This window comes from Desulfobacter sp., from assembly GCA_028768525.1.
In the GTDB taxonomy this organism is placed as follows: domain Bacteria; phylum Desulfobacterota; class Desulfobacteria; order Desulfobacterales; family Desulfobacteraceae; genus Desulfobacter.
Map to the genome: position 1 here is coordinate 4,268,806 of CP054837.1, position 21,469 is coordinate 4,290,274.

Consider the following 21,469-nt stretch of genomic DNA (forward strand, 5'->3'; position numbering starts at 1 on the left):
GTGTATTTCAATAGGTCAGGCATCTTTTTACCTTGTGATCAGCGTTCCAAAATCATTCTCATGTCAGCAAGGGGACATAATAGTTATTCTGGGAAATGAAAGTTCTTAAATCCCAGATATCGTTATGTGGTTTTTGCAATATCAGTTTGATGAAATTCCGGTTTTCTTTTTCCGGGTCTTTGGTGGATCGTTTTATCAGAAAATTGCGCACTTTGTTTTTATGGCGCCACACCAATGCCATGGCAAGTAAGCTGTTTATGCGGGTTTGCGGTGCCGGGTCCTCCACGGCGCATCTTTTGAGGAATCCCAATTCCGCCTCATTATGCCATCCGAATGCGATGGCCCAAATGGCAATTGCACGTACCTCCGGATCCGGATTCCCACTGGCCTCTTTGTGGAGAACGTCAAACTGCGCTGTGAGGAATTCATTTCCCCGGGTAATCTGGCCCGGGTCTAAAATGGACGCCAGTTTGAAACTTCTATGGCGCAGGTCCCAGTATTTTTTGTAAAATGAACGATGTGATGAGAGGTGGATTTCTTCGGCGATTTCCTTGACAGCAAGCAATCTGATCCGGATATCCGAGTCGTTTTTCGCTCTCTGTTCAAGGGTTGCCATCCATCTGGGACTTTCCGATCTGTCCCCGGTGGTCTGGATAATGAGTTTTTGATTGGCTGAATAATAAAAAATGGCCCTTTCACGGATGCTGATGTCGGGGTCATTCATCATCAGGTCGTAGAGCACCGGGAGAATCCTCTTGGCCTCATTGATTTTTGATGTGTCTGAGTGGTAATTGACACACCTTCCCCATATGGCATAGGATAAAAACTCCATTCCCATGGCGCGGATTGCCGGCTCGACATCATTTTTCATTTTTTCTTTTATAAAAGCCAATAGCTGCGGGTCCCCGTTCCAGTTTTCTATTATGGCTGCAATAATATCCCCACGGGTGTCTGGGCTGCGTTCATCGGCGACCAGGGTGTCCAGAAAGCTGAGAACCGGTGAACGGCATTCCCATCCTTTAACGATGGCACCCAAGGCATTCAGCCGAATGGTAAAAAGGGGATCGTGGCGTGCCATATTCTGAAGGAAACCAAAGGCCTCCGGGTCTTCGCTCCATCCCTGCCCAAGTGCCGATATGAGGGCATTTTTGACCTGGTTGACATCGTAGTCCTCCCGTGCTTTGGTTTTTTGGGCAACGGCATTGACTGCAATATCCCTCGCCCTGGGATTGCCGCCCCAGTTTTTGGCCAGGTATTCGATATATTTGATGACGTATGTATAACCGGTTTCCATGTCAATACGCCGGGAAATGGCATCCAGGATGGCGGGCTCCCTGCTCCAGGAGCGTTGCATGGCATACATGGCCGCCTGGCGGACACGCCCCAGGCGGTCAGAGCGAACAATCTCCGCCATGATCGGGCCGATATCGGCCCGGCCGGGCCACTCCCGTTCAATGGCGGTGATGGCTCCCCTGCGAATCACCTCTTCTTTGTCATTCAGCGCCTTTAACGCATAATCCAGCCGTTCTTTATGGGGCTGCAGCGCAAACCCCATCTGCCAGGCCGCCATGCGGGCGGTGGCCTCTTTTCTGCGGTTGAGCGCGTCGATGGTTTTTTGAAGTTTATGGGAAACAGGGACCAGCGGGGCCAGGGCGCTAAAGGCTTTTAATCCTTCTTCCAGAAATCGGGCCGACTCTTTTTTTCTGAATTGGGGGGCATGCTCCGATATATCCGATGCCAATTCCTCAAGCAGTTTCCGGCCGTAATCCAGATCTTCAATGCTGCCGGTTTCACCCAGGCAGCGGACGGCAAATGCCCGGTTAAATGGGATGGGGCGTCGGCACTGGGTCCGCAGGTACTCCACCACATCCCGGATGGGAGTGCCCTGGTCCTGGAGCATGGCAATGAGCAGCAGCAGGACCTCTTCCCATTCACCGCCCTGCCAGTGGGCACCGAAAATCTCCCGGGTCAGCCAGGTGAAATCCGACATTTTGGCGTTGAACTGTGCCTGGCAGTCCAATGCGGCGAAGTATTCCATGAAGGTTCTGTGGACAAAACCGAATACCCGCTCCCCGATGCCCGCCAGCACATAGGTTCTTTCCATCAGATGCTGGAGGATATCAATGGTCACGGCCTCGGCAATGCCCTGGGACAGGCTGTATTTTTTTCTAAGGTAGTCAGACACAATCGTGTAGAGCGGGGCATAGGCGATGGCGTTCAACTCTCTGTTTTCCTGGCCGTGCCCGAGCATATACCGGGCTACCCGCTGCAGGATTTCAGCTTTCTGAGCGGTGCGGATCTGGACGTCTGACCTGAATTCAATGTTTTTAATTCCCTTGCCCATCTCCCAGTCTTCAAGCAGGGTATCGGCACAGCGTTTATAGAGGCGCCATCTTTCATTGGGCAGGTCCCTGTCCTTATAGATTACCGCCATCATGGTCAGAAGCAGGGGATTGCCGGCCAGATCAAGAAGGCGGGGGCTTTCGGTTATCCGCTGAACCAGCCCCTGGGCGGTGCGTTCGGTTCCCTCCAGTGTATAATACCGGTACCACTGGAGGGTGAAATTCCGGATCTGGTTCAATGTAAGGGGCAGCAGGGTATAATGGGAGAAACCCGCCAGGCCCAGTTCATATCCGCTGTAGCCGGCGATCCGGGAGGTCACGATAATGCATGCGCCGGGGTACCGGTTGGCGAAGTTTTCAAATTGGTTGATGACGCTGATACGCTGGTCGGGGTCAAACACCTCATCCAGACCGTCAAAGAAGACCAGGGCCCGTTTCTTTTCTTCCAGAAGGGCCACCAGGCTCTCCCCATCAATGGTGACATCGTAAAATTCCTTTGTGTTTCTGATGATGTATTGGATGAAGTCTTCTGCCCCATGGAGCACATATTTCCTCAGTTCGATGAGGAAGGGAACCGGGGCATTGTCCAGATGCAGGGGCAGGGGGGAAGCACCGGTGCCGCGCCTGCACATTCTGAGCATGGCATAGTGGAGGATGGTGGTTTTGCCGGAACCCGGTCCACCGAGAATCACCTGGGCCGGCTCCTTGGCCAGCAGATCCAAGACCATCTCAGGATTTGACCCATACATGGGATCTTCCCAATCCGGTTCCAGACCGGAATCCGGGGTTTTCCCATCCGGCTCCCCTTCCCCATGCCGGCTCCCGTATATGATTTTCTGATATTCCCTGATTTCATCGGGGATGTCTTTGGGAGAAATTCCATGGGCCGCCAGCTGGGGTTCGAACACATCCGTCAGCGGGATTTTGGCAATGCCCCCGTGTTTGCCGGCGCCGGCGATGACCTGGAGGCGGACCCACTGGTGCTTGTCTCCCACCGCCTGCCGGTACCGGTCCCAGTCCGTGGCCTGCCGTTTGGTTTGTACCCCGGTTTCCTTCTCCCAGTTGACAATTGCTTCATTGACCTGGCGGGCCAGCCCGTCGGCGGTTTCGAAGAAATTGACCATATGCCGCTCGCCATTGATGATTTCTTCACGGAAGGATTCTATTTTTTGGGCTGCCGCGCCTTTATCCTGTTTGTTTTTCGGCCAGGGGGCCTCCTCGGACATGAGGAACATCAGACATGGGATATGGGTTTCCAATGCTTTTCGGTATTCCATTTCCGTGATGGAATAGCCGTGGGGGTTGTTTTTTATTGGGACGAAGCCGTAGCGATAGGCAAAGATACCGACATAGACATCACAGGAGGCCACATCTTCAAGGCATCTGTCCACAGGGCGCTTGTCTTCGGCCACGTAGTATTCCATGGCCACATCTTCATGGCCCAGCCGCTTTAACGCCAGGCAGACTTCTTTACGATGGGCTTCTAAATCACTGAAGGTCGAGGAAACATATATTCGTGCCATATCTTTTACCGTTCTTTGTTTTAGTTTAACGATTTGGATAATTGACCGGTACCGGGGCAGATGGCCAATTCAGTGCGTGGACCAGGATGAAGACCGTTCCAGAGGGGGATGTGTCATAGTAAAATATTTTAAAGAAAAATCAATAGGCTGGATAAAAAAGCGATGGATCTCCCATGGCCGGGGAGCGGAGTTCTGGGATCTGAGGATCTCCCGAACCGTTCCTCATTTTTACAGACGCCTTCGGTCTGTGAGCGCCGGTCCGCCCCGGGATCCCTTGGGGCCTGCTAACCTTTAAAGGTCCCGGCTTCAATGTTCAGTTTGCGCATTTTATTCCTCAGGGTGGAGGGATTTAATCCCAGGAGGGCAGCGGCGCCATTTTCGCCGTGGACCTTCCCCCGGGAGGCTGACAATGCGGCGCAGATGCTCTCTTTAATGGTTTTTTCCAGGGGCTGGACCGGTGCGGTGGGGGCTTCGGGAGCCGAGGGGCCAGTTGGGCGGCCGTCCAGGGCCCGGCGGATCCGTTGGTCAATCAGATTGGTCAATTCCCTGTGATTCCGGGCGGCGGGGGCGGGGGCAGACGGCTCTATGGGCAAAAGGGATTCCAGGTGCAGGGCCCCGTCGGGAAAGAGGATTAAGGCCCTTTCCACGAAATTTTCAAGTTCCCTGACATTCCCCGGCCAGGGATAGGCCTTGATACGGTTGACGGTGTCAAGGCCGATCACAGGCCGGGGAGAAATGTTGAGCCGGGCACAGGCCCGGTCCAGAAAATGGCGGACAAGGGCCGGGATGTCCCGGGTCCGTTCCCTTAAGGGGGGCAGGTACACGGGAAATACATAGAGACGGTAATAGAGGTCTTCCCTGAAACTGCCCTCCCGGATCATGGCTTTCAGATCCCGGTTGGTGGCGGCGATGATCCGGACATCCACAGGAATGGAGGATTTGCCCCCCAGCCGTTCCACTTTTCCGTTCTGCAATACCCTTAAAAACCGGACCTGGGCCTGGAGGGGCAGTTCCCCGATTTCATCCAGAAAAAGGGTGCCGCCGTGGGCCTGTTCAAATTTACCGGCATGGCTCTTGGCCGCTCCGGTGAAGGCCCCTTTTTCATACCCGAAAAGCTCGCTGTCGATGAGGGTGTCCGGAATGGCCCCGCAGTTGACCTTTATAAAGGGGGCCGCCGCCCTGGGGGAAATCCGTTGGACGGCATCGGCAATCAGTTCTTTTCCGGTGCCGGTTTCCCCTAAAATGAGAACCGGCGTCTCCTTGCCCTCCAGCTGGTGGACCACATCCATTGTCTTGCGGAGGCCGCTGCGGGCCCCGATGATGGGGGGGGCCTTGAGTTGGTGGAGTTCCTTTTCAAGGTGGCTTTTTTCCCTGTACAATTTCTCCTGGAAGGCCATGACCCGCCTGAATTTGAGCATATTGGACATGGCCAGGTTAAAGGGCCCCAGCAGCAGTTTCATTTTCCGTATCTGGGTCCGGGTATAGCTGAGCTTCCCCTTCCCGATAAAGCAGAGATGGCCCACGGTTTTTTCCCCCGATTTCATGATACCGACCAGATAGGAGCTGGGCTTGTAGGGCAGCAGATGGGAAATGGCCCGCCGGTGGTCGTCGGAAACGGTGTTGGTCAGTTCGTCTGAAATCACGATGGGGTCGGGATTCTGCTCATGCATTTCCATGTACCGGGCATTTTCATCAGAGAGGGGCAGGGCGGTCTCCACATAATTAAAACTGTCCTTTGTCACCAGGAACAGCAGTTTGATGGCCTTGAGCTGCCGGGAGTACTGGTGAAGGGAAATCCCGTCAATGGGGAAATGGTCTTTTAGAAAATCAAAGACCCGGACCATGGATTCGGAGAGGTCCAAACTCCCTGAAATATGGGATACCGCCTCCTGGAAAAATAAAAAGTCCTCATTGGTGTTGTGCGCATCCATGGCAGGTCCCCGCTGTAATTTGTAAATATAACAATTTATCGTCTTATAAGACGTTTTTCAATAGAAATTGTTTTATAAGGCAGTCTATACGGGGTGTGGTTTTGTTGAACATCTTGATTTTATGCGTGTTTCGCTGTTGGCACGGAAGTTGATAATCCAGGATGGCTGTCTGGGTATGTGAATGAGAGATAAGAAAGGAAATCAATATGCCCCATAATGAAATGCCGGCATCCGGGGAGTGGACGGAACAGCGCCTGGGAAATGCCATTCAGACTTTGAAAGAGCAGCAAAATGACAGGGAGCTGGATCTGTTTCTGGAAGCCCGGCTGGCGGATCCGGACGCTTTCTGCCTTGCCAGCAGGACCCGGCTCTGGAATGAGCTGGGATTGAGCAAGGTCCGCCAGGATGCCCCGGAACAGGCGGCCCTCTGTTTTGGGAACGCCCTGGCCCTTTCCCCGGAATATACGGCGGCCCTCTACAATTTGGCCACCCTGGATATGAACCGGGGTGTTTTGGGTAAGGCCCTGGACCGGTATGAGCAGATATTGTCATCCCATCCGGATCATTTCGACGCCCTTTTAAATGCCGGGCTCTGCCATGCATGGGCCGATGACAAAGCCGCTGCCCTTCCCCTGTTCCTCAGGGCGGCCGGGGCGGATCCTGGAAACGGACAGGCCAGTTTCCTTGCAGGAGAAACCCTGCTCCAGGCCGGCAGGGCAAAAGAGGCCCTTCCCTATTTTGAATCGGCCTGCCGGATCAACCAGGGCCACTTCGAATCCCTCACCGGCCTTGCCATTGCCCGGCTCAAGTCCGGTGAGGCCGAGACCGCCGCCATTACCTGCGACCAGATCCTGATGACCTTCGGGGCCGCCACCCTTCCCCTCCAGGTCAAGGCCGATGCCCTGATTGAAATGGGGCGTATGGAGGATGCCGTGGGATGCCACGCCGACATCTGCCGGCTGGACCTGGATATTAGGGATTTCGTGGTCACCCGGATCCGTGAATTGTCCCGCCGGGAACCGGAAAAATACAAGGCATATGCCGCATTGGTAAAAGAAAAATTCCCCGAGCTAGAGTCCCTGCTTGGCGCGGCCTTGGAATATGCCTGCTGATACCGCATGAATTGATACCCAAATAAGGAGACACCTATGTTTAAAGAGAAAGACGGACTGGAGATTGTCAACGATCCGGCCAACTACGAAAAACGTGAGTTTGATTTAGAGTCCGAGGGGACAGGCCGGAAAGAGACCCAGGGGGAGCCCCCGGATAAAAAAGGGGTTTCCCGCCGGGGCTTTCTGAAGTTCGGCGGAGCGGCGGCCGCCGCGGCCACCCTGGCGGGCTCCGGTGCCGCAGGCTTTGCCATCGGCAGGTCCGACGATGCCTACACCGGTTACGGCCGGACCTACCAGGGCGGGGATATGTTCTTCAACCGGAAGCCGTTCCGGGTGAAAACCCCTGCCATGATGACGCCCGTGGGCAAGGTGGAGCGGCCGGACCGGTACGACTTTATCTTTGACCGGCTCAAGGGGTTGATTAAGCTCATCAAGTCCGGGGAGTGGAATCCTTCCATGGGCCTGAAGAAACTGCCCGGCCGGCTCGGGGACTATTACCGGGCCCATCCTGAAAAATACAGAATCATGATGGATTCCCTGGAAAAGCGGGCCAAAAGCCGGGAGGACTGGGAAAAGGGCAAAAAAGACCGGTACGCCCTGCCGGCAGCCTATACCGAGGCCTTTGCCCACGGCGGGATGTACAACCGCCACGGGGCCACTGTCCCCGAAGATCCCGACGATGTGTACAGGGAAACCGGCAAGCCCGTTCCCCCTGAAGAATGGGATTTCAGGCACGTGAAAAGAAAATCTCCCCGGCCGTTCAAGTCCCCCAAGCATGCCACAAAGCTCATCAAGCGCATGGCCCATCTTTTCGGCACCTCCATCGTGGCCGTGGGCAAGTTCGACCCCCGGTTCATGTTTGAAAATAAGATGCGGGGCATGCCCAACAATGGGGCTGACTGGGGGGACCGGGTGCCCGGGCATTGGAAGAGCATCATTGTATTCGGCGTGCCCATGTACTGGGACCAGACCTATTCGGCCATCGGCTACTGCACCTCCTATGACGCCTATTTTCGCTCCCGGGTCACGGCCGGCCTTTTGGAGCGGTTCATCAACGAGCTGGGGTATCCTGCCCGGGCCCAGTTCCCCGGCTCCCACTATGAGATCATGATGGAGCCCTATCTGCTGACCACGGGGCTTGGGGAGTACAGCCGGTCGGGCATGGTCATGGTGCCCGAACTGGGGTGCAACGTCCGCCCGGCCGCCGTCATCACCAATATTGAGTTTGAATACGACCAGCCCATTTCAGTGAAGATGGCCGACTTCTGCCTTAAATGCAAGATCTGCGCGGAGGCCTGCCCCTCCGGCGCCATCCCCATGGACGACACCCCCCAGACCGTGGTCCGGGGATTCAAGCGGTGGCTGCTGGACGATGAAAAATGCTACAACCAGTGGGCCTCGGGCCAGACCGTGGACGCTTTGGGCTGCCGGGTCTGCATCGGGGTCTGCCCCTATTCCAGGAAAAACACCTGGATCCATACCATTTCCAGGGAGCTGGAGCCCCGGGACCCCACCGGCCTGGTGGCCACGGGTCTCCTTGCCATGCAGAAGAACTTTTTCAAATACCCCAAGGGCCAGGATTTTCAGTCCGACTGGCTGGGGGGCAAGGAAGCGGTGTACCACAATCCGCCCTGGTATCTGCGGGCCGAGGAGGTGTTTGAGGGGATAGAAAAGACCTGGGAATACCACGGCATGGAATAGGGCCTTTGAATGAAAATTCATCCATCTGCTTCGTTGCTGCAGCAGCCCGCAATCCTCATGTGCTTCAGTACACTCCGGTTGCCGACTGCTGCCGCGCCTTGCATCTGGGCAAATTTTCATCCAAATCCCGACGAGCAATAAAAAATAATATCGGAAATGCGGGAATCGTTTTTTCCCGCTTAATATAGAAGGAGAAAAATATGTTTCCCGGAACAACCATTGCAAATTATCTTTTCTGGATGGCCATGGGCCTGATCCAGTCCCTGGTGGCCGCCGGCACCTATGAGTGGCTCAAATCCTTTAACCGGTCCGTGGCCTGGTGGCAGGCGGGGCTGATTTACGGATGCTTTCTCTCCCTGTGCACCGTGGTCGGTGGCGGGTTCACCCTGATGGGGGAGTATGAAAGCCAGGCCGGATGGTATTTTATCGGGTTTCTGGGCCTTCCCCATGTCATCGCCATGGCCCTGCTCATGAAATTCTTTGTCTTTAGAAAATTAAAAAATTAGGAGGTGGCGCCCCATGTCCAGGTTTGGAAATATTCTTTTGGTCCTGGCGGTCCCCCTGGCCCTGGCCCTGGCCTGGACCGGGGGAGAGATGCGACAAAAAGAGGAGACCGGCCGCCGGCTGAACCGTATTTCTCCGGAAATCCAGGGATTGAACCGGATCTCCCCGGGGCTGTACAAGGGCCATGTAAAGGGGGATCCCGAAGCGGCGCTCTTTGTGGCCCATGCCGATTTTCCCAGCTACGGCGGCCCCCTGGAAACCGCCGTGGTGGTGGACAGCGAAAAAGTGATCCGCCATGTGGCCGTCCTGGACAGCAACGATACCCGGTCCTATCTGGAACGGGTGGTGGACCAGGCCGGTATCCTGGATCATTACCCGGGATGCTCCCTGGATGATCTCCCGGAGGTGGACGGGGTCTCCGGGGCCACCCTCTCCTCCACCGCCATTGTCCGGGGGGTTGAGGCGGCGGCCCGGAAGATCGGGGCCGCCCGGTTCGGCCTGCCCGCCGCCGGGGAAAGGGTCCGGAAAGCGGCAACCCCGGAAACCATAAAGCTGGTCTTGATCTGCCTCTTTTTTGCAGGGGCCATCATGGTCAGCCGCAGGGGATTCAAGCACAGGGCACGGGCCCGGACAGCCATGCTGGTGCTGTCGGCCGCAACCCTGGGGTTCTGGCTGGGGGCCCAGTTTTCCCTTTCCACGGTGGCCTCCCTGCTCTCCGGCGCCTGGCTGGGGGGAATGGCCAGCTATGGGGCCTTGCTCTGCCTGGTGCTGTCCATCCTGGTTTTTCTGGTGACCAAGAAAAATCTTTTCTGCGCCTATATCTGTCCTTTCGGGGCGGTTCAGGAATTGCTGGGGCGGATCACCGGCTGCCCGCCTCCCAAGCCCCGGAAATGGATGGACTGGACCGTCAGGGCCTGGGTCTTTGCCGTGCTTCTGGCGGCCCTGTATTTCCAGACCCCGGCCGATGCCATGTACGAGCCCTTTTCCAAGGCCTTCAACTTTGTGGGATCCGGCATTGTATACGGCCTGACCATTGTTGTGGCCATCGGCGCGCTAGTGGTCCGGCGGCCCTGGTGCAACCTGTTCTGCCCGGCCAGGGTGATGTTTTTCTATCTGCGGTTTGCCAGGAAGACCCTGGCGGTCTGCCCCAAACGCACCATTATGCCGAAGTATGAGGAGTCCAACCCATGAGAAAATTGTCTGCCGTTCTTTTGTTTATCCTCTTTGCCCTGCTCTGCGGTGCTGAGATGCTGCCCAAATTCATGGCCTCGGCCCAGAGGGAAAAAGGCGCCGTCCTCCATGTCCGCAGCGCGGAACAGCCCCGGAGGGCAGGGGGACAATTGGCCGCTGAAAAGAAAGACTACCGAAAACTGGTAAAGGACATCAATGTGAACGGGGCTTGAAAACCGCGGGTTAGGAGGTGCAAATTCATTTGCACTGTGATATGGTCAGATCCGAAACTATTGATGACTCGGAATTATAAAGCCGTATCCATGACCGCGAAAAGTGATTTCCAGGATATTCTCCAGAAAGAGGAATGGAAGAATGTCCGTTTCGACAACCGGTTTTCCGTCTCCTACCAACTGGTGAACGGGGCGGTGCTTCTCATCCAGGGAAAAGGCTACTCGGGCCTTGACGCTGAAAAGGAATCCGTATCATTCGGGAAAAGTATCATTGAGGCCCATATCCCAGACAATCGTCGCTATGCCATGGTTCAGGACTGGACCGATTATGAAAATTCCTCCTCCCGGGCCAGACAGTATTTCATTGATTCCGTGGTCAGGGATGACCGGCTTGCCGGGGTGGTGTTCTGCAATATATCCTGGGCCCAGTCCCTGAGTATCCGGATGGCGGCCTCCCTGAACATTCTGAAAACCCAGGTGGAAATCGCGCCGGACATAGAACGGGCCCTGGGCGCAGCCATGGCCATGCTTTCCAGGGGCAAGGATCGTAAACCGCCGGTAAAAAGCCTTGTTCGCCGGTTTCGGCTGCCCGGGATATTCCGGCGGCAGTCACGGGATGAGGTGGGGGATCTGCTGGAATACCTGGAGTCCATTGACTGGAAAACCGGGCAGTTCAACCGCAGGTATGCCATTGATTCGGACCATTCCATGCTGCCGGTATTTGATGCCATATCCTTTATAAAATCACAGCTGGACAGGACCTTTGATGAGCGCAACCGCATTGAAAAGGATCTCATCCGCCACAGGGACAACCTGGAAGCCTTGATCCGGGAACGGACGTCCGCCCTTGAGTCCAGGGAAAAACAGCTCCGCCTCCTCCTTGAGCATTCCCCCATCAGCATTGCGGTGCTCGATGACACCTACCACCTTTCTTTTTTAAACCGTAAACTGACCCGGACATTCGGCTGGACCCGGGAAGAGGTGGCCTCCCCCGCCCAGTTCGCCCCCCTGGTAATTGACGAATCCGACAACCTTGAAGATGCATTTTCCAAATGGGCCGATGCGCTGCTGGGCGAATTCGGCAGCCAGTTCGGACCTGAGGAGCATGCCATCCGCTGCAAGGACGGCTCGGCCCGGGTGGTGGAGATTGCAGCCACGGGCATCGGCGATAGAATTATCATTCTCATGAATGACATCACCGAGCGCAAGGCCGCCGAAGACCGGCTGGCGGAACTGGCGATCCGGGACGAACTCACCGGGCTGTTCAACCGCCGGCATTTCATGGCCCAGCTCACCCGGGAAATAGAGCGGTTCTGCCGGTACGGGCTGCCCCTGAGTCTCATGCTTTTTGATGTTGATTTTTTCAAACAGGTCAACGACACCTACGGCCATCCCGCAGGCGATCAGGTGCTGGCGGACCTGTCACGGCTGACCTGCCGCACCTTCAGGGGGATTGATGCCATTTTCCGCATCGGCGGGGAGGAATTTGCCGTCATCCTGCCCGAAACGCCTTTGGCTGATGCGAAAACCGCTGCCCGCCGCCTGAAAACCGCAGTGGCAAAAAATTTATTCCACGTCGGGGATAAGACCCTTTCCCTCACCATCAGCATCGGGATCGCCATGGTCTCGGACAGGGGCGGGCAAAAGGATGAATTGCTCAAACATGCGGATGAAGCCCTTTACCTGGCCAAAAATCGGGGGCGGAACCGGATTGAAACCTTTGGAGACCGGTCGACTCTATTAGATCCCTGAGGCCTGGCGGTGCGGTTTGCCGGCGGTTCCCATGACCATCCAGGCCGATCCCAGGCCACCGGCCAGGAAAAAGATACCGGCGATCATGAGTGCCGAGGGTACCCCGGCCCGGTCGGCCTGCCATCCCAGTACCGGCCCCAGAAAGGCAAATGCCAGCCGGATGATCATGCTCCGCACAGAGAGCACCGTCGCCCGGACATCCGAGGGGGTGAGTTCGTTGATCTGGTTTCTGAGCACCGGCGTGGCCACTCCCCTGACCCCGTAGAAGAGGAATAGAAAGACAAGGCCGGCCATGCCGCCCCATATCCCCATGAGCAGATAGCCCCCGGAAATCCCTGCGGCAATGAAGACCATGGTGCCGTTGCGGCCCAGTTTTTCCTCCACCTGCCAGGCCCGCATGGATACGGCCCCGGTGGCCAGGTTGAGCAGGGGGATGATAATCCCGTACATGGCCAGGGGCAGGGCCAGGTAGGCGAAATAGGGCTGTACAAACCAGGCCATGGCCAGGGTGGCCGTTCCCATCAGTGATGAGTAGAGGATGGCTGCCCGCAAAGGCTTGTGATCCTTGAGGGAGAAACGGACGATCTTAAGGATCTGTCCGAAGCTGGTGTGACCGCTGAGCTTGTTCCGCCCCGGTTCTGCCAGGGTCATGGCCGCGGGCACGGCGGCAAAGGCCACGGCCGCCTGGAAAAAGAAGGGGGTCCTCAGGCCGGCCATGGCGATGAATACCCCCAGGGGCGCTGCAATGGCTTCGGCAAAGTTCCCGGCGGAGATCATTTTACCCTCCTCCTTGAGGTATGCCTTGTCATTGCCGGCGGCCTGGAGGCTGTCGTAGAGCAGGGCGGAGTCGGATCCTGAAATAAAGCTCTGGCCCGCCCCAAGGACGATTTCGCAGACGAAAAATGCCCAGAATCCTGTGGCAACGCAGTAGAGGGCGAATCCCATGAAGCCCAGGACACTGCCCAGGATCAGGGTGTTTTTTCGCCCCCATACATCTCCCAGATAACCCGAAGGCACTTCAAGCACCACAATGGCAAAGGAGTATGCCGCCTTAAGCAGGAAGAGTTCCTGGGCGGCCAGCCCGTTTTCCCTGTAGAAGAGAAAGAGGATGGGCATGGTCAGCATCAGCCATTTGGATAGCTTGATGATGTACAGCCTTACGATATTTTTTTCATATGCTTGGGGCATGGGGTCATATCCTAGTGGTTAAAAGCGGCTAACGTATCATACTCAAAGGGAAACTGCCATAGTTTGACCGGGCATGGGAATTTATAAATTGACAAATTGTCCCAGGCATACCAATATATTGTAATAATTCCCGTTCAAAATTTGTAACCTACCGTTTTCCAGGATAAAAGGGAGGCCCGCCCTGAATACAGAAAACAGCAAAAGACAAGCCCGCCGTCCCCAGTCCCTTTCCACCCAGCTGACCATCAGCCTGATCTCCGTTGTCGCACTGGTTGCCGCCCTTGCCGTGGGGGGCATATATTTTATTCTGGCCTACAATGAAAACAGGGTCCTTGAGCAGAAGGCCGACGAAATGCTGGCCTACCTGAAAGGCACCCTTGAAATCCCCCTGTGGAATTTCAGTGACCAAGATGTGAAACAGATCGCCGTGACAATGACCCGGAACGAATTGGTGGTGGGCCTTGAGATAAGAGATCTGGCCAACAAGATTCTTTATTCCTCAGGGTCGCTGTCCGCCCCGGACCGGGTGGGCCGTACCGGTGCTATCTATTATCAGGGCGAGCCGGTGGGCCAGGTCAGATTTGCCATGGGCAACCTGGTATATGAGAAAAAACGCCGGCAGTTCCTGCTGATTGTGATGGGGATTACCGCCCTTATCCTCATATCCATTGTATTTGTCACCAGCAGCCTTATTCACCGCCTGCTGAAGCGGCCCCTTGAGGGCCTGAACCGGATTGTGGAATCCTATGCCAGGGGGGTCTACCATGTGGACCGCCTGGGGATTCCCTACCAGGAGTTTAAACCCTTTGAACGGGTGCTCATCAGGATGGGGCGGCAGATCACAGAACAGTTTGACCGCCTGATCAGTGCCGAGGAGGAGCTTCGCCGGGCAAATGCCGAGCTGGAGAGCCGGGTGCATGAACGGACGGCCAAGCTGGAAGAACAGACCACAATGCTCTACAAGGCCAAGAAAACCGCAGAAAGTGCCACCCAGGCGAAAAGCGATTTTCTGGCGAGGATGAGCCATGAAATCAGGACCCCCATGAATGCGGTCATCGGCCTGACCAACCTGGCGCTGAAAACCGAACTGGACGACACCCAGAAAGACTATCTGGTTAAAATTGACGAGGCGTCCAGGCTGCTGCTGAGGATCATCAACGATATTCTTGATTTTTCCAAGATCGAGGCGGGGAAACTGGAGATCGAACACCGTGCTTTTTTCCTCCACCACATTGTGGATAAAATGGCAAATATGTTCAGGGTGAAGGCGGCCCAAAAAGAGATTGAGCTCTATTATATCATCGACCACAATGTCCCCCTGGCACTGGTGGGCGATTCCCTTCGGCTGGGCCAGATCCTGATCAATCTGATTTCCAATGCCGTGAAATTCACCCGGGGCGGAGACGTCATCATCCAGGTGGCGCCGGATCCCAAGGCCAAGGGCGGCAATGATACGGCCGGTCTTATTTTTTCGGTAAAGGATACCGGGGACGGCATTCCCCAGGATAAAATAGATACCCTGTTTAAACCCTTTACCCAGATGGACGGCAGCGTGACCCGCAAATACGGTGGCACCGGGCTGGGGCTTTCCATCTGCCAGCGTCTGATCCACCTTATGGGCGGGCGGATCTGGGCCCAAAGCCGTGAGGGAGAAGGGGCCTGTTTTTTCTTTACCCTCAGCTTCCAGCACCAGGACAACGCAAAACAGGTGACCCTGGCCGCACCGCCGGATATAAAAGGTGAAAAGGTCCTGGTGGTGGATGACAATGAAACGGCCAGGTATATTCTTGAGAAAATTCTCAGCGGCTTTGGTATGTCCGTGACAACGGCGTCATCTGCCCAGGAGGGCATGTCGGCCCTTGTGGCGGCTTCCGGGGATGCCCCCTTCCGTCTTGTGCTGCTGGACTGGAAAATGCCGGGTACAGACGGCATAGAAATGGCAGGGTCCATACGAAGCCATGAACGGCTGGCCGAAAACCCGCCTAAAATTATCATGGTGACCATGTACGACCAGGACATGATGCACAGGGAGAACCGTGCCCTCATTGACGCATTTTTGCTAAAACCGGTGAGTTCCTCGGATTTGTTCAACACCATCATGGAAGTTTTCGGCAATGCCGCATCCATGGTGCCCCGGCGCAGGGTAAGGAGTGAGGCGGCCGGCATAGAGGGGATAGAAGCCATTCGCGGGGCCAGGATCCTTCTGGTGGAAGATAATGTGATCAACCAGCAGGTGGCCCTGGCAAGCCTGACAAATGAAGGCATGGTTGTCGAGGTGGCGGATAACGGCAAAATGGCGGTTGAGATGGTGACGGCCTCGCAATCGGGCGAAAACGGCCTCTACGATGCCGTGCTGATGGATATTGAAATGCCGGTGATGGACGGACACGCCGCTGTAAAAGCCATCCGCAGCGACGCCCGCTTTGCCGATCTTCCCGTGATTGCCATGACCGCCCACGCCCTGGAGGGGGACAGGGAAAAATGTTTCGGGTCCGGAATGAACGATTACGTATCCAAACCATTTGACGATAAGGATCTTTTTGCCGTTCTGGTCAAATGGATCCGGCCCAAAGCCGGGGCCCGCCTGCCCGCTCCCCCCCGGCCTGAACCCGGGGAAGAGGAATTTGTGGAGCCGGCCTGGACAGATATACCGGAAACCATTGACGGCATTGATCTGAAATCCGGCCTGGAACGGATAAAGGGCAATTCAGGCCTTTATCGAACCATGCTGATTCATTTTTATGAGCGGTTCGCCAATGCCGGGGAAGAGATGAAAGCATATCTGGCCGAGGGCAACCGGGAGGCGGCAAGGCAGCTTGCCCATGCCGTCAAAGGGGTGTCGGGAAATATCGGGGCAAATGCCTTGTATTCGGCGGCCAGGGCCTTGAATGACTGCCTTGCCGGTGATCAGGGCCCAGGGCCCGATGCCCTGCGGTTTTACAGCGCCCTTTCCACTGTTACCGGTGCGCTGGCAGGGCTGGAACAGGCCGCCCCGGACACAGGGGCGGAATCCCCGGAGGATGCCCATTCCGGCGGAGAACTGGATATTAATCGGGCCCGGACCTGTATCGAAACCTTGAAATCCCTGCTTGAGGGGCGCAATTCCCGGGCCAGGAAATCCTTGCCGGAACTGAAATCCGCCCTGAATGACGGGCGGTTCAGCCTTTTGATCACCCGGCTTGAAAGGGCCGTGTACCGGATTGATTTCAAGGCGGCCCTCGGGGTCCTCAAGGAGCTCGAAGAAAAATGTGACGCCGAAGAAAAGGGGAAAAACTGATGTTGAAAACCGACCGGAAAAAAATTTTGGTGGTGGATGATGAGCCGGAAAACATTTGGCCCCTTGTGGAAGAATTGGAGAAGGAATTTGAGGTCATCTGTGCCACCAGCGGAGAGGATGCCCTGGCCCTGGCGGCAGCCCCGCCCACGCCGGACTTGATTCTGCTGGATATTGTCATGCCCGGACTGGACGGGTATGAAATTTTATCAACGCTTAAGGCCGAGAAAAAGACCCGGCGCATCCCCGTGATTTTTGTAACGGGAAAGGTCCGCGAATCCGAGGAAATTAAAGGCATTGAACTGGGGGCCCAGGATTATATCACCAAACCCTTCAGCATGCCGGTGGTCCGGGCCCGGGTCAGAAGTGTGATCAACCTCAAAAAAGAAGAAGACCGCAGGCTGCTGCTGAAGGCTCAGCTTGAGGGCATGAATGAAATGCTCCAGCAGCAGGTGGAGAAAAAACAGCGTGAGCTTGAGGATGCCAGAACCGCACTGACCAACTATGAACAAAAATACCGCCACCTCTTTAAAAGCTCACCAGCGGCCGCTCCGGACAGGGAAATCGTCCTGGTGGTGGACGATAATCCCGAAAATATCCAGATCCTCATTGAAAATCTGGAATCCGACTATGAGATCATCTGCACCACCAGCGGCCAGGAGGCCCTGGATGTGGTTTTCGGGGGAACCATGCCAGATTTGATCCTTCTGGATATCATGATGCCGGGGATGGACGGGTATGAGGTCTGCTCCCGGCTCAAGGCCAATGCAGATACCTGGGACCTGCCCGTTATTTTTGTCACGGCATTGGGGCAGGATGTGGACGAGGCCAAGGGGCTGAATCTCGGGGGGGTGGATTTTATTACCAAACCATTCAGCATACCCGTGGTCCAGGCCAGGGTCAAAGCAGCGTTGAGGCTGAAACAGGAGATGAACAGCCGCCTCATTCTCACCCGCAGGCTGGCGGAACTGAACAGAAATCTGGAAGAACGGATACAGACCAAAACCCAGGAGCTTGAAAAGGCCCATGAGCATCTCAAGGAGAGCGAAAAAAAATACCGGTATATCTACCAGAATGCCGTAGAGGGCATCTTCCAGACGACCCCCCGTGGGCGGCTGATCAGTGCCAGCCCGGCCATGGCCAAGATGCTGGAATATGAATCCGGGGAAGAGATGTGTCGCCTTGTGACGGACCTTGCCACCCAGCTCTATCACCTCCCCGAAAGGCGCGACCGGTTCATAGATGAGATGAACCGCACAGGAGAAGTAAAGGATTTTGAGGTCCAGATGAAGACCAAAACCGGCGAGCCGGTGTGGTGCATGATTTCCGGTAAGGAGATCAGGGATGAAACCGGGGGCGTGGTGTGCTACCAGGGCTTCATCGTGGATATTTCACAGCGCAGAACTGCCGAACTGGAAGTCCAGCGCCTCCGTGTCCATATGCAGAATATCATCAACGGAATGCCTTCGGTTCTGGTGGGGATCGACCTTGAGGGGCGGGTCATCCACTGGAACCGTGAAGCGGAAAAGGCCACGGGGATTTCCGTTGAAAATGCAAGGGGGCATGCACTGGCATCGGTATTTCCGGAGCTGGACCGGGAAATGGAACGGGTGGCCAAGGCCATTGTAAGATGCGAAATCCAGCGGGAGACAAAGGTATTGTCCTATTCCGGCGGCCAGGCACGGTATTCGGATATTACGGTATATCCTTTGGTCCAGGAACGGTGCGAGGGGGCGGTGATCCGGGTGGATGATGTCACCGAGCAGGTCCGCATGGAGGAGATGATGATCCAGTCCGAAAAGATGCTCTCCCTGGGCGGCCTTGCAGCGGGCATGGCCCATGAGATCAACAATCCGCTGGCCGCCGTTGTCCAGTCCAGCCAGGTGGTGAAAAACAGACTGACCCCTTCCCTTCCCAAAAATGAGGAAACAGCCGAAAAGTACGGCATATCCATGGCTGGCCTCCAGGACTATCTGACGGAAAGGAAAATCCTGGAGATGCTGGATGCCATCGGCAAATCCGGCAACCGGGCCACGGCCATCATCGAAAATATGCTCAGCTTCGCCCGGAAGGGGGAAGGGGCGTTTTCCCCCGCCGACCTGGCCCAATTGATCAACAATACCCTGGACCTGTCCAAAAACGACTATGACCTGAAAAAGAACTATGATTTCAGGAATATAAAGATCGTACGTGAATTTGATCCGGATATGCCCAGGGTGGCCTGCGAGGCCGGGAAAATCCAGCAGGTGCTCTTCAACATCCTCAGAAACGGGGCACAGGCCATGGCGTCGCTTGAAACCGCGGGCGGCCAGGATGAGGCCCAATTCAACATCCGCTTAACCCGCGACGGTGACATGGCCCGTATCGAGATTGAGGACAACGGTCCCGGCATGGCCCCCGAGGTGCAAAAAAGCATCTTCGAGCCTTTCTTCACAACCAAAGGCCGGGGGGTGGGCACCGGGCTGGGGCTGTCCGTATCCTATTTTATCATCACCGAAAACCATAAGGGGAGTATCCGGGTGACTTCCGCTCCGGGCCGGGGAGCCAACTTCATCATCCGCCTTCCCCTGGTACGGGAGGATTGAGGGGACGTGGCCCGGTTGCCAAAAGTGGGTTTCCCCAGGGGCGTTTCAATTGCTGTAATAATAGTCCTTATATGCCTTTTCTGCCGCGGGGTCGCCTTTGATGAATTTATCATAAAAGGCTTTTCTAAAAGATATCCTGGGGCCGATATCCTGTGAATAGTCTAAAAATGCCTGGGCGTCCTGCCGGGCCAGGGCGTGATATCGGCTTCTGGTGTCCAGATTCAGCTTATGCCGGCCCTCCCAGGCGGTTTTCTCCAGGGCCCGCCCGAATTCGACCAGGCTGGCAATCTCATGGGCATGGCGCTGCCGGGAGGCGATATATAGAAAAAATTCTTTTTCATTTTTTTCCAGGGAGGCGGTGTAATCCATGAAACCGGCCAGCCCCTGCTTCCCTTTGGTATGGCTGGCGGCCGCAAGGAAATTGTCAAACATCCGGCCGTCATAATCCTCTTCTTTGATTTTTCCGGCCAGCGCGATGAAGTCTCCGGCCCGGCTTTCCGCCTTGAGCATATTCCGTATCAGGTCGCCTTTCTGTTGGCCCGACAGGTTCTCTGCCAGGGCCAGAAAGTCTTTCTGTTCGCCATGGGAAAGGGTCTGGGTATACTGCTCCACAAATTCATGGACCTGGGTTCCGGCGGCGGCCGCCGCATTGAGAAAGCCCGCCCGGTGGTCCCCATTCATGTCCATTACCGTCTGGGCCAGCCGGCCTTCACTGCTGGGGCGGAGATGGGCGGCGGCCGCTTTAAAATCCCGGTAGGCGGTATCCGACAGGATGCCTTTCATGAACACGGTGTCATCGGGTGTATCCGTCCCTTTGCTGGCCGCCTTAAGGATAAACTCCGATTTCTCCCCCGGAGAAAGGGAGGCAAGGGCGTTGATCAGCTCCCCGGCATTCCCATCCTTTTGGGCGGCGGCATAGAGGAAGAGGCTCTTGTCCCGGCCAGAAAGTTTGGCAGCCGTGTCCATGACTTCTCCCATACCCGGACCGGCCGCCTGGGCCGCATCAAGGAAATTAACAGTATCTGCAAGGGATAGGGTGGCCATGAACCCCAGGTCAATTTCGTCTATCCGGTCCAATAAAATACCCACCCGGCTTTCCGCCCTGGCTGCCGCAGCCAGAAAAAGCGATGGGGCGTCCTCACCCCGGGGGGATATCCTGTCCAGGGTCTCCATCAATTGACCGGCCCGGTCCCCTCCCATGGCCCCGGCCTTTAAAAAAGCCGCCCTGTCCTTGTCAGACATGGCCTCGGCCCTATTGATGAACGCTGTGAGCTGGTCTTCGTTATCCACTGATGCGGCCAGGGTTGAAAAATAGTCCAGGTTCAGGCCGCTGGTTTCCCGGTCCATGAATGCCGCAATCCTGTCCCTGGCGGCCTGGCCCATGCCCTGGGTGGATCCGAAAAAATCAACCATCTTATCCCCGGCCTTGATTCCTGCAAGGAGATAGGCGCCGAGTCCGGCTGTGCCCTGTTCCCTTTCAATGAATTTTCCAAGGACGGTGTTCAGTTTTTCAAGGGCATTACCCGACAGCCGGGCCGCCTTTAAATAGGCACTCATCCCTTCCTTGTCCCGGGCCAGTACCGAGGCATTTTTCATCAGATCGAATATCTGGCCGGGATTCCGGTCTGCTGCATGGAGGAAGTGGTCAAGATTCTGTTGGGAGAGGCCGGCGGAAAATTCTAGAAATTCGGAGAGCTGTTTTTCTGATCCGCCGGATGAATTGAACATCCTGTTTGCCGCAAGGATAAAGGTATCAAAGTCTTCACCGGCATTCAGCACCCCGGTGGTGAAATTATCCCAATCTGTGTCATCCAGCCGGGAACGGTAGAAATACAGGGTTTCCAGCAGGCCCTGGGTCCGCTCGTTAAAGGGCAGCGCATTAAAAATCTGGGCACTGATCATCAGATAATCTTTGTCCCGGAGTGCGGAAGCGGAAACGCCGGTTGACCGGTCCGGGACCCCGGCGCTGAGGGTCACCTTGTCCGAGGGGACCGCTGCCTCTGACGACTTGCCTTTCTCTGCTGATGGCGCAGTGTTTGGCAGAACCTGGATGGGCAGGCCGGTAATCTCTCTGCCGGATTTCTGGAATATGGAAATGGGGGACTGGCTGATCTGCATGGAAACCTCCGAAGCCATCGAGTGAATATTTTAGAA

General features: G+C 55.9%; 12 protein-coding genes. 8 read left to right on the forward strand and 4 right to left on the reverse strand.

Annotated elements, in window-relative coordinates:
• Positions 1-58 precede the first annotated feature (58 nt).
• Together HUN04_18905 and HUN04_18910 are read right to left on the reverse strand one after the other, a co-directional pair.
• Positions 59-3,865 (reverse strand): DUF4062 domain-containing protein, encoded by a 3,807-nt coding sequence (locus HUN04_18905; GenBank protein WDP91658.1) that lies wholly within the window; start codon positions 3,863-3,865, stop codon positions 59-61.
• A 284-nt stretch (positions 3,866-4,149) separates the two neighbouring features.
• Positions 4,150-5,796, reverse strand: coding sequence for a sigma-54-dependent Fis family transcriptional regulator (locus HUN04_18910; GenBank protein ID WDP91659.1), 1,647 nt, complete (start codon positions 5,794-5,796; stop codon positions 4,150-4,152).
• 206 nt (positions 5,797-6,002) lie between these two features.
• Between HUN04_18910 and HUN04_18915 the strand changes: the two genes are divergently transcribed.
• The 6 genes from HUN04_18915 to HUN04_18940 all read left to right on the forward strand — a co-directional run bounded on the left by HUN04_18915 (position 6,003) and on the right by HUN04_18940 (position 12,268).
• A complete protein-coding gene (locus HUN04_18915) occupies positions 6,003-6,908 on the forward strand; it encodes a tetratricopeptide repeat protein (protein WDP91660.1) in 906 nt (301 codons plus the stop codon).
• A gap of 36 nt (positions 6,909-6,944) precedes the next feature.
• A complete protein-coding gene (locus tag HUN04_18920; GenBank protein WDP91661.1) occupies positions 6,945-8,609 on the forward strand; it encodes a 4Fe-4S dicluster domain-containing protein in 1,665 nt (554 codons plus the stop codon).
• Positions 8,610-8,809: 200 nt separating this feature from the next.
• Positions 8,810-9,115 (forward strand): hypothetical protein, encoded by a 306-nt coding sequence (locus HUN04_18925; protein ID WDP91662.1) that lies wholly within the window; start codon positions 8,810-8,812, stop codon positions 9,113-9,115.
• Between the two features lie 13 nt (positions 9,116-9,128).
• Entirely contained in the window at positions 9,129-10,304 is a 1,176-nt protein-coding gene (locus tag HUN04_18930) for an FMN-binding protein (GenBank protein ID WDP91663.1), read from the forward strand.
• Entirely contained in the window at positions 10,301-10,516 is a 216-nt protein-coding gene (locus HUN04_18935) for a hypothetical protein (protein ID WDP91664.1), read from the forward strand. The genes HUN04_18930 and HUN04_18935 overlap by 4 nt, the downstream gene beginning before the upstream one ends.
• Before the next feature lie 90 nt (positions 10,517-10,606).
• Positions 10,607-12,268: a diguanylate cyclase gene (locus HUN04_18940; GenBank protein ID WDP91665.1), complete on the forward strand. Its 1,662-nt coding sequence runs from the start codon at positions 10,607-10,609 to the stop codon at positions 12,266-12,268.
• On the opposite strand, the gene HUN04_18945 is transcribed toward HUN04_18940, so the two are convergent.
• Positions 12,257-13,456: an MFS transporter gene (locus HUN04_18945; GenBank protein ID WDP91666.1), complete on the reverse strand. Its 1,200-nt coding sequence runs from the start codon at positions 13,454-13,456 to the stop codon at positions 12,257-12,259. The two genes, HUN04_18940 and HUN04_18945, sit on opposite strands and share 12 nt — an antisense overlap.
• Positions 13,457-13,742: 286 nt before the next feature.
• Here HUN04_18945 and HUN04_18950 point away from each other — a divergent pair, with 286 nt between their 5' ends.
• Positions 13,743-16,733 carry a response regulator gene (locus HUN04_18950; protein WDP91667.1) on the forward strand — a complete coding sequence of 997 codons (2,991 nt, stop codon included), beginning with the start codon at positions 13,743-13,745 and terminating at the stop codon, positions 16,731-16,733.
• Complete coding sequence (locus HUN04_18955) at positions 16,733-19,315, forward strand: response regulator (protein ID WDP91668.1); 2,583 nt, start codon at positions 16,733-16,735, stop codon at positions 19,313-19,315. The genes HUN04_18950 and HUN04_18955 overlap by 1 nt, the downstream gene beginning before the upstream one ends.
• Positions 19,316-19,360: 45 nt before the next feature.
• Here HUN04_18955 and HUN04_18960 read toward each other — a convergent pair whose 3' ends face one another.
• On the reverse strand, positions 19,361-21,433 hold the full coding sequence (locus tag HUN04_18960; protein ID WDP91669.1) for a hypothetical protein: 2,073 nt from the start codon (positions 21,431-21,433) through the stop codon (positions 19,361-19,363).
• Between the last annotated feature and the right edge of the window lie 36 nt (positions 21,434-21,469).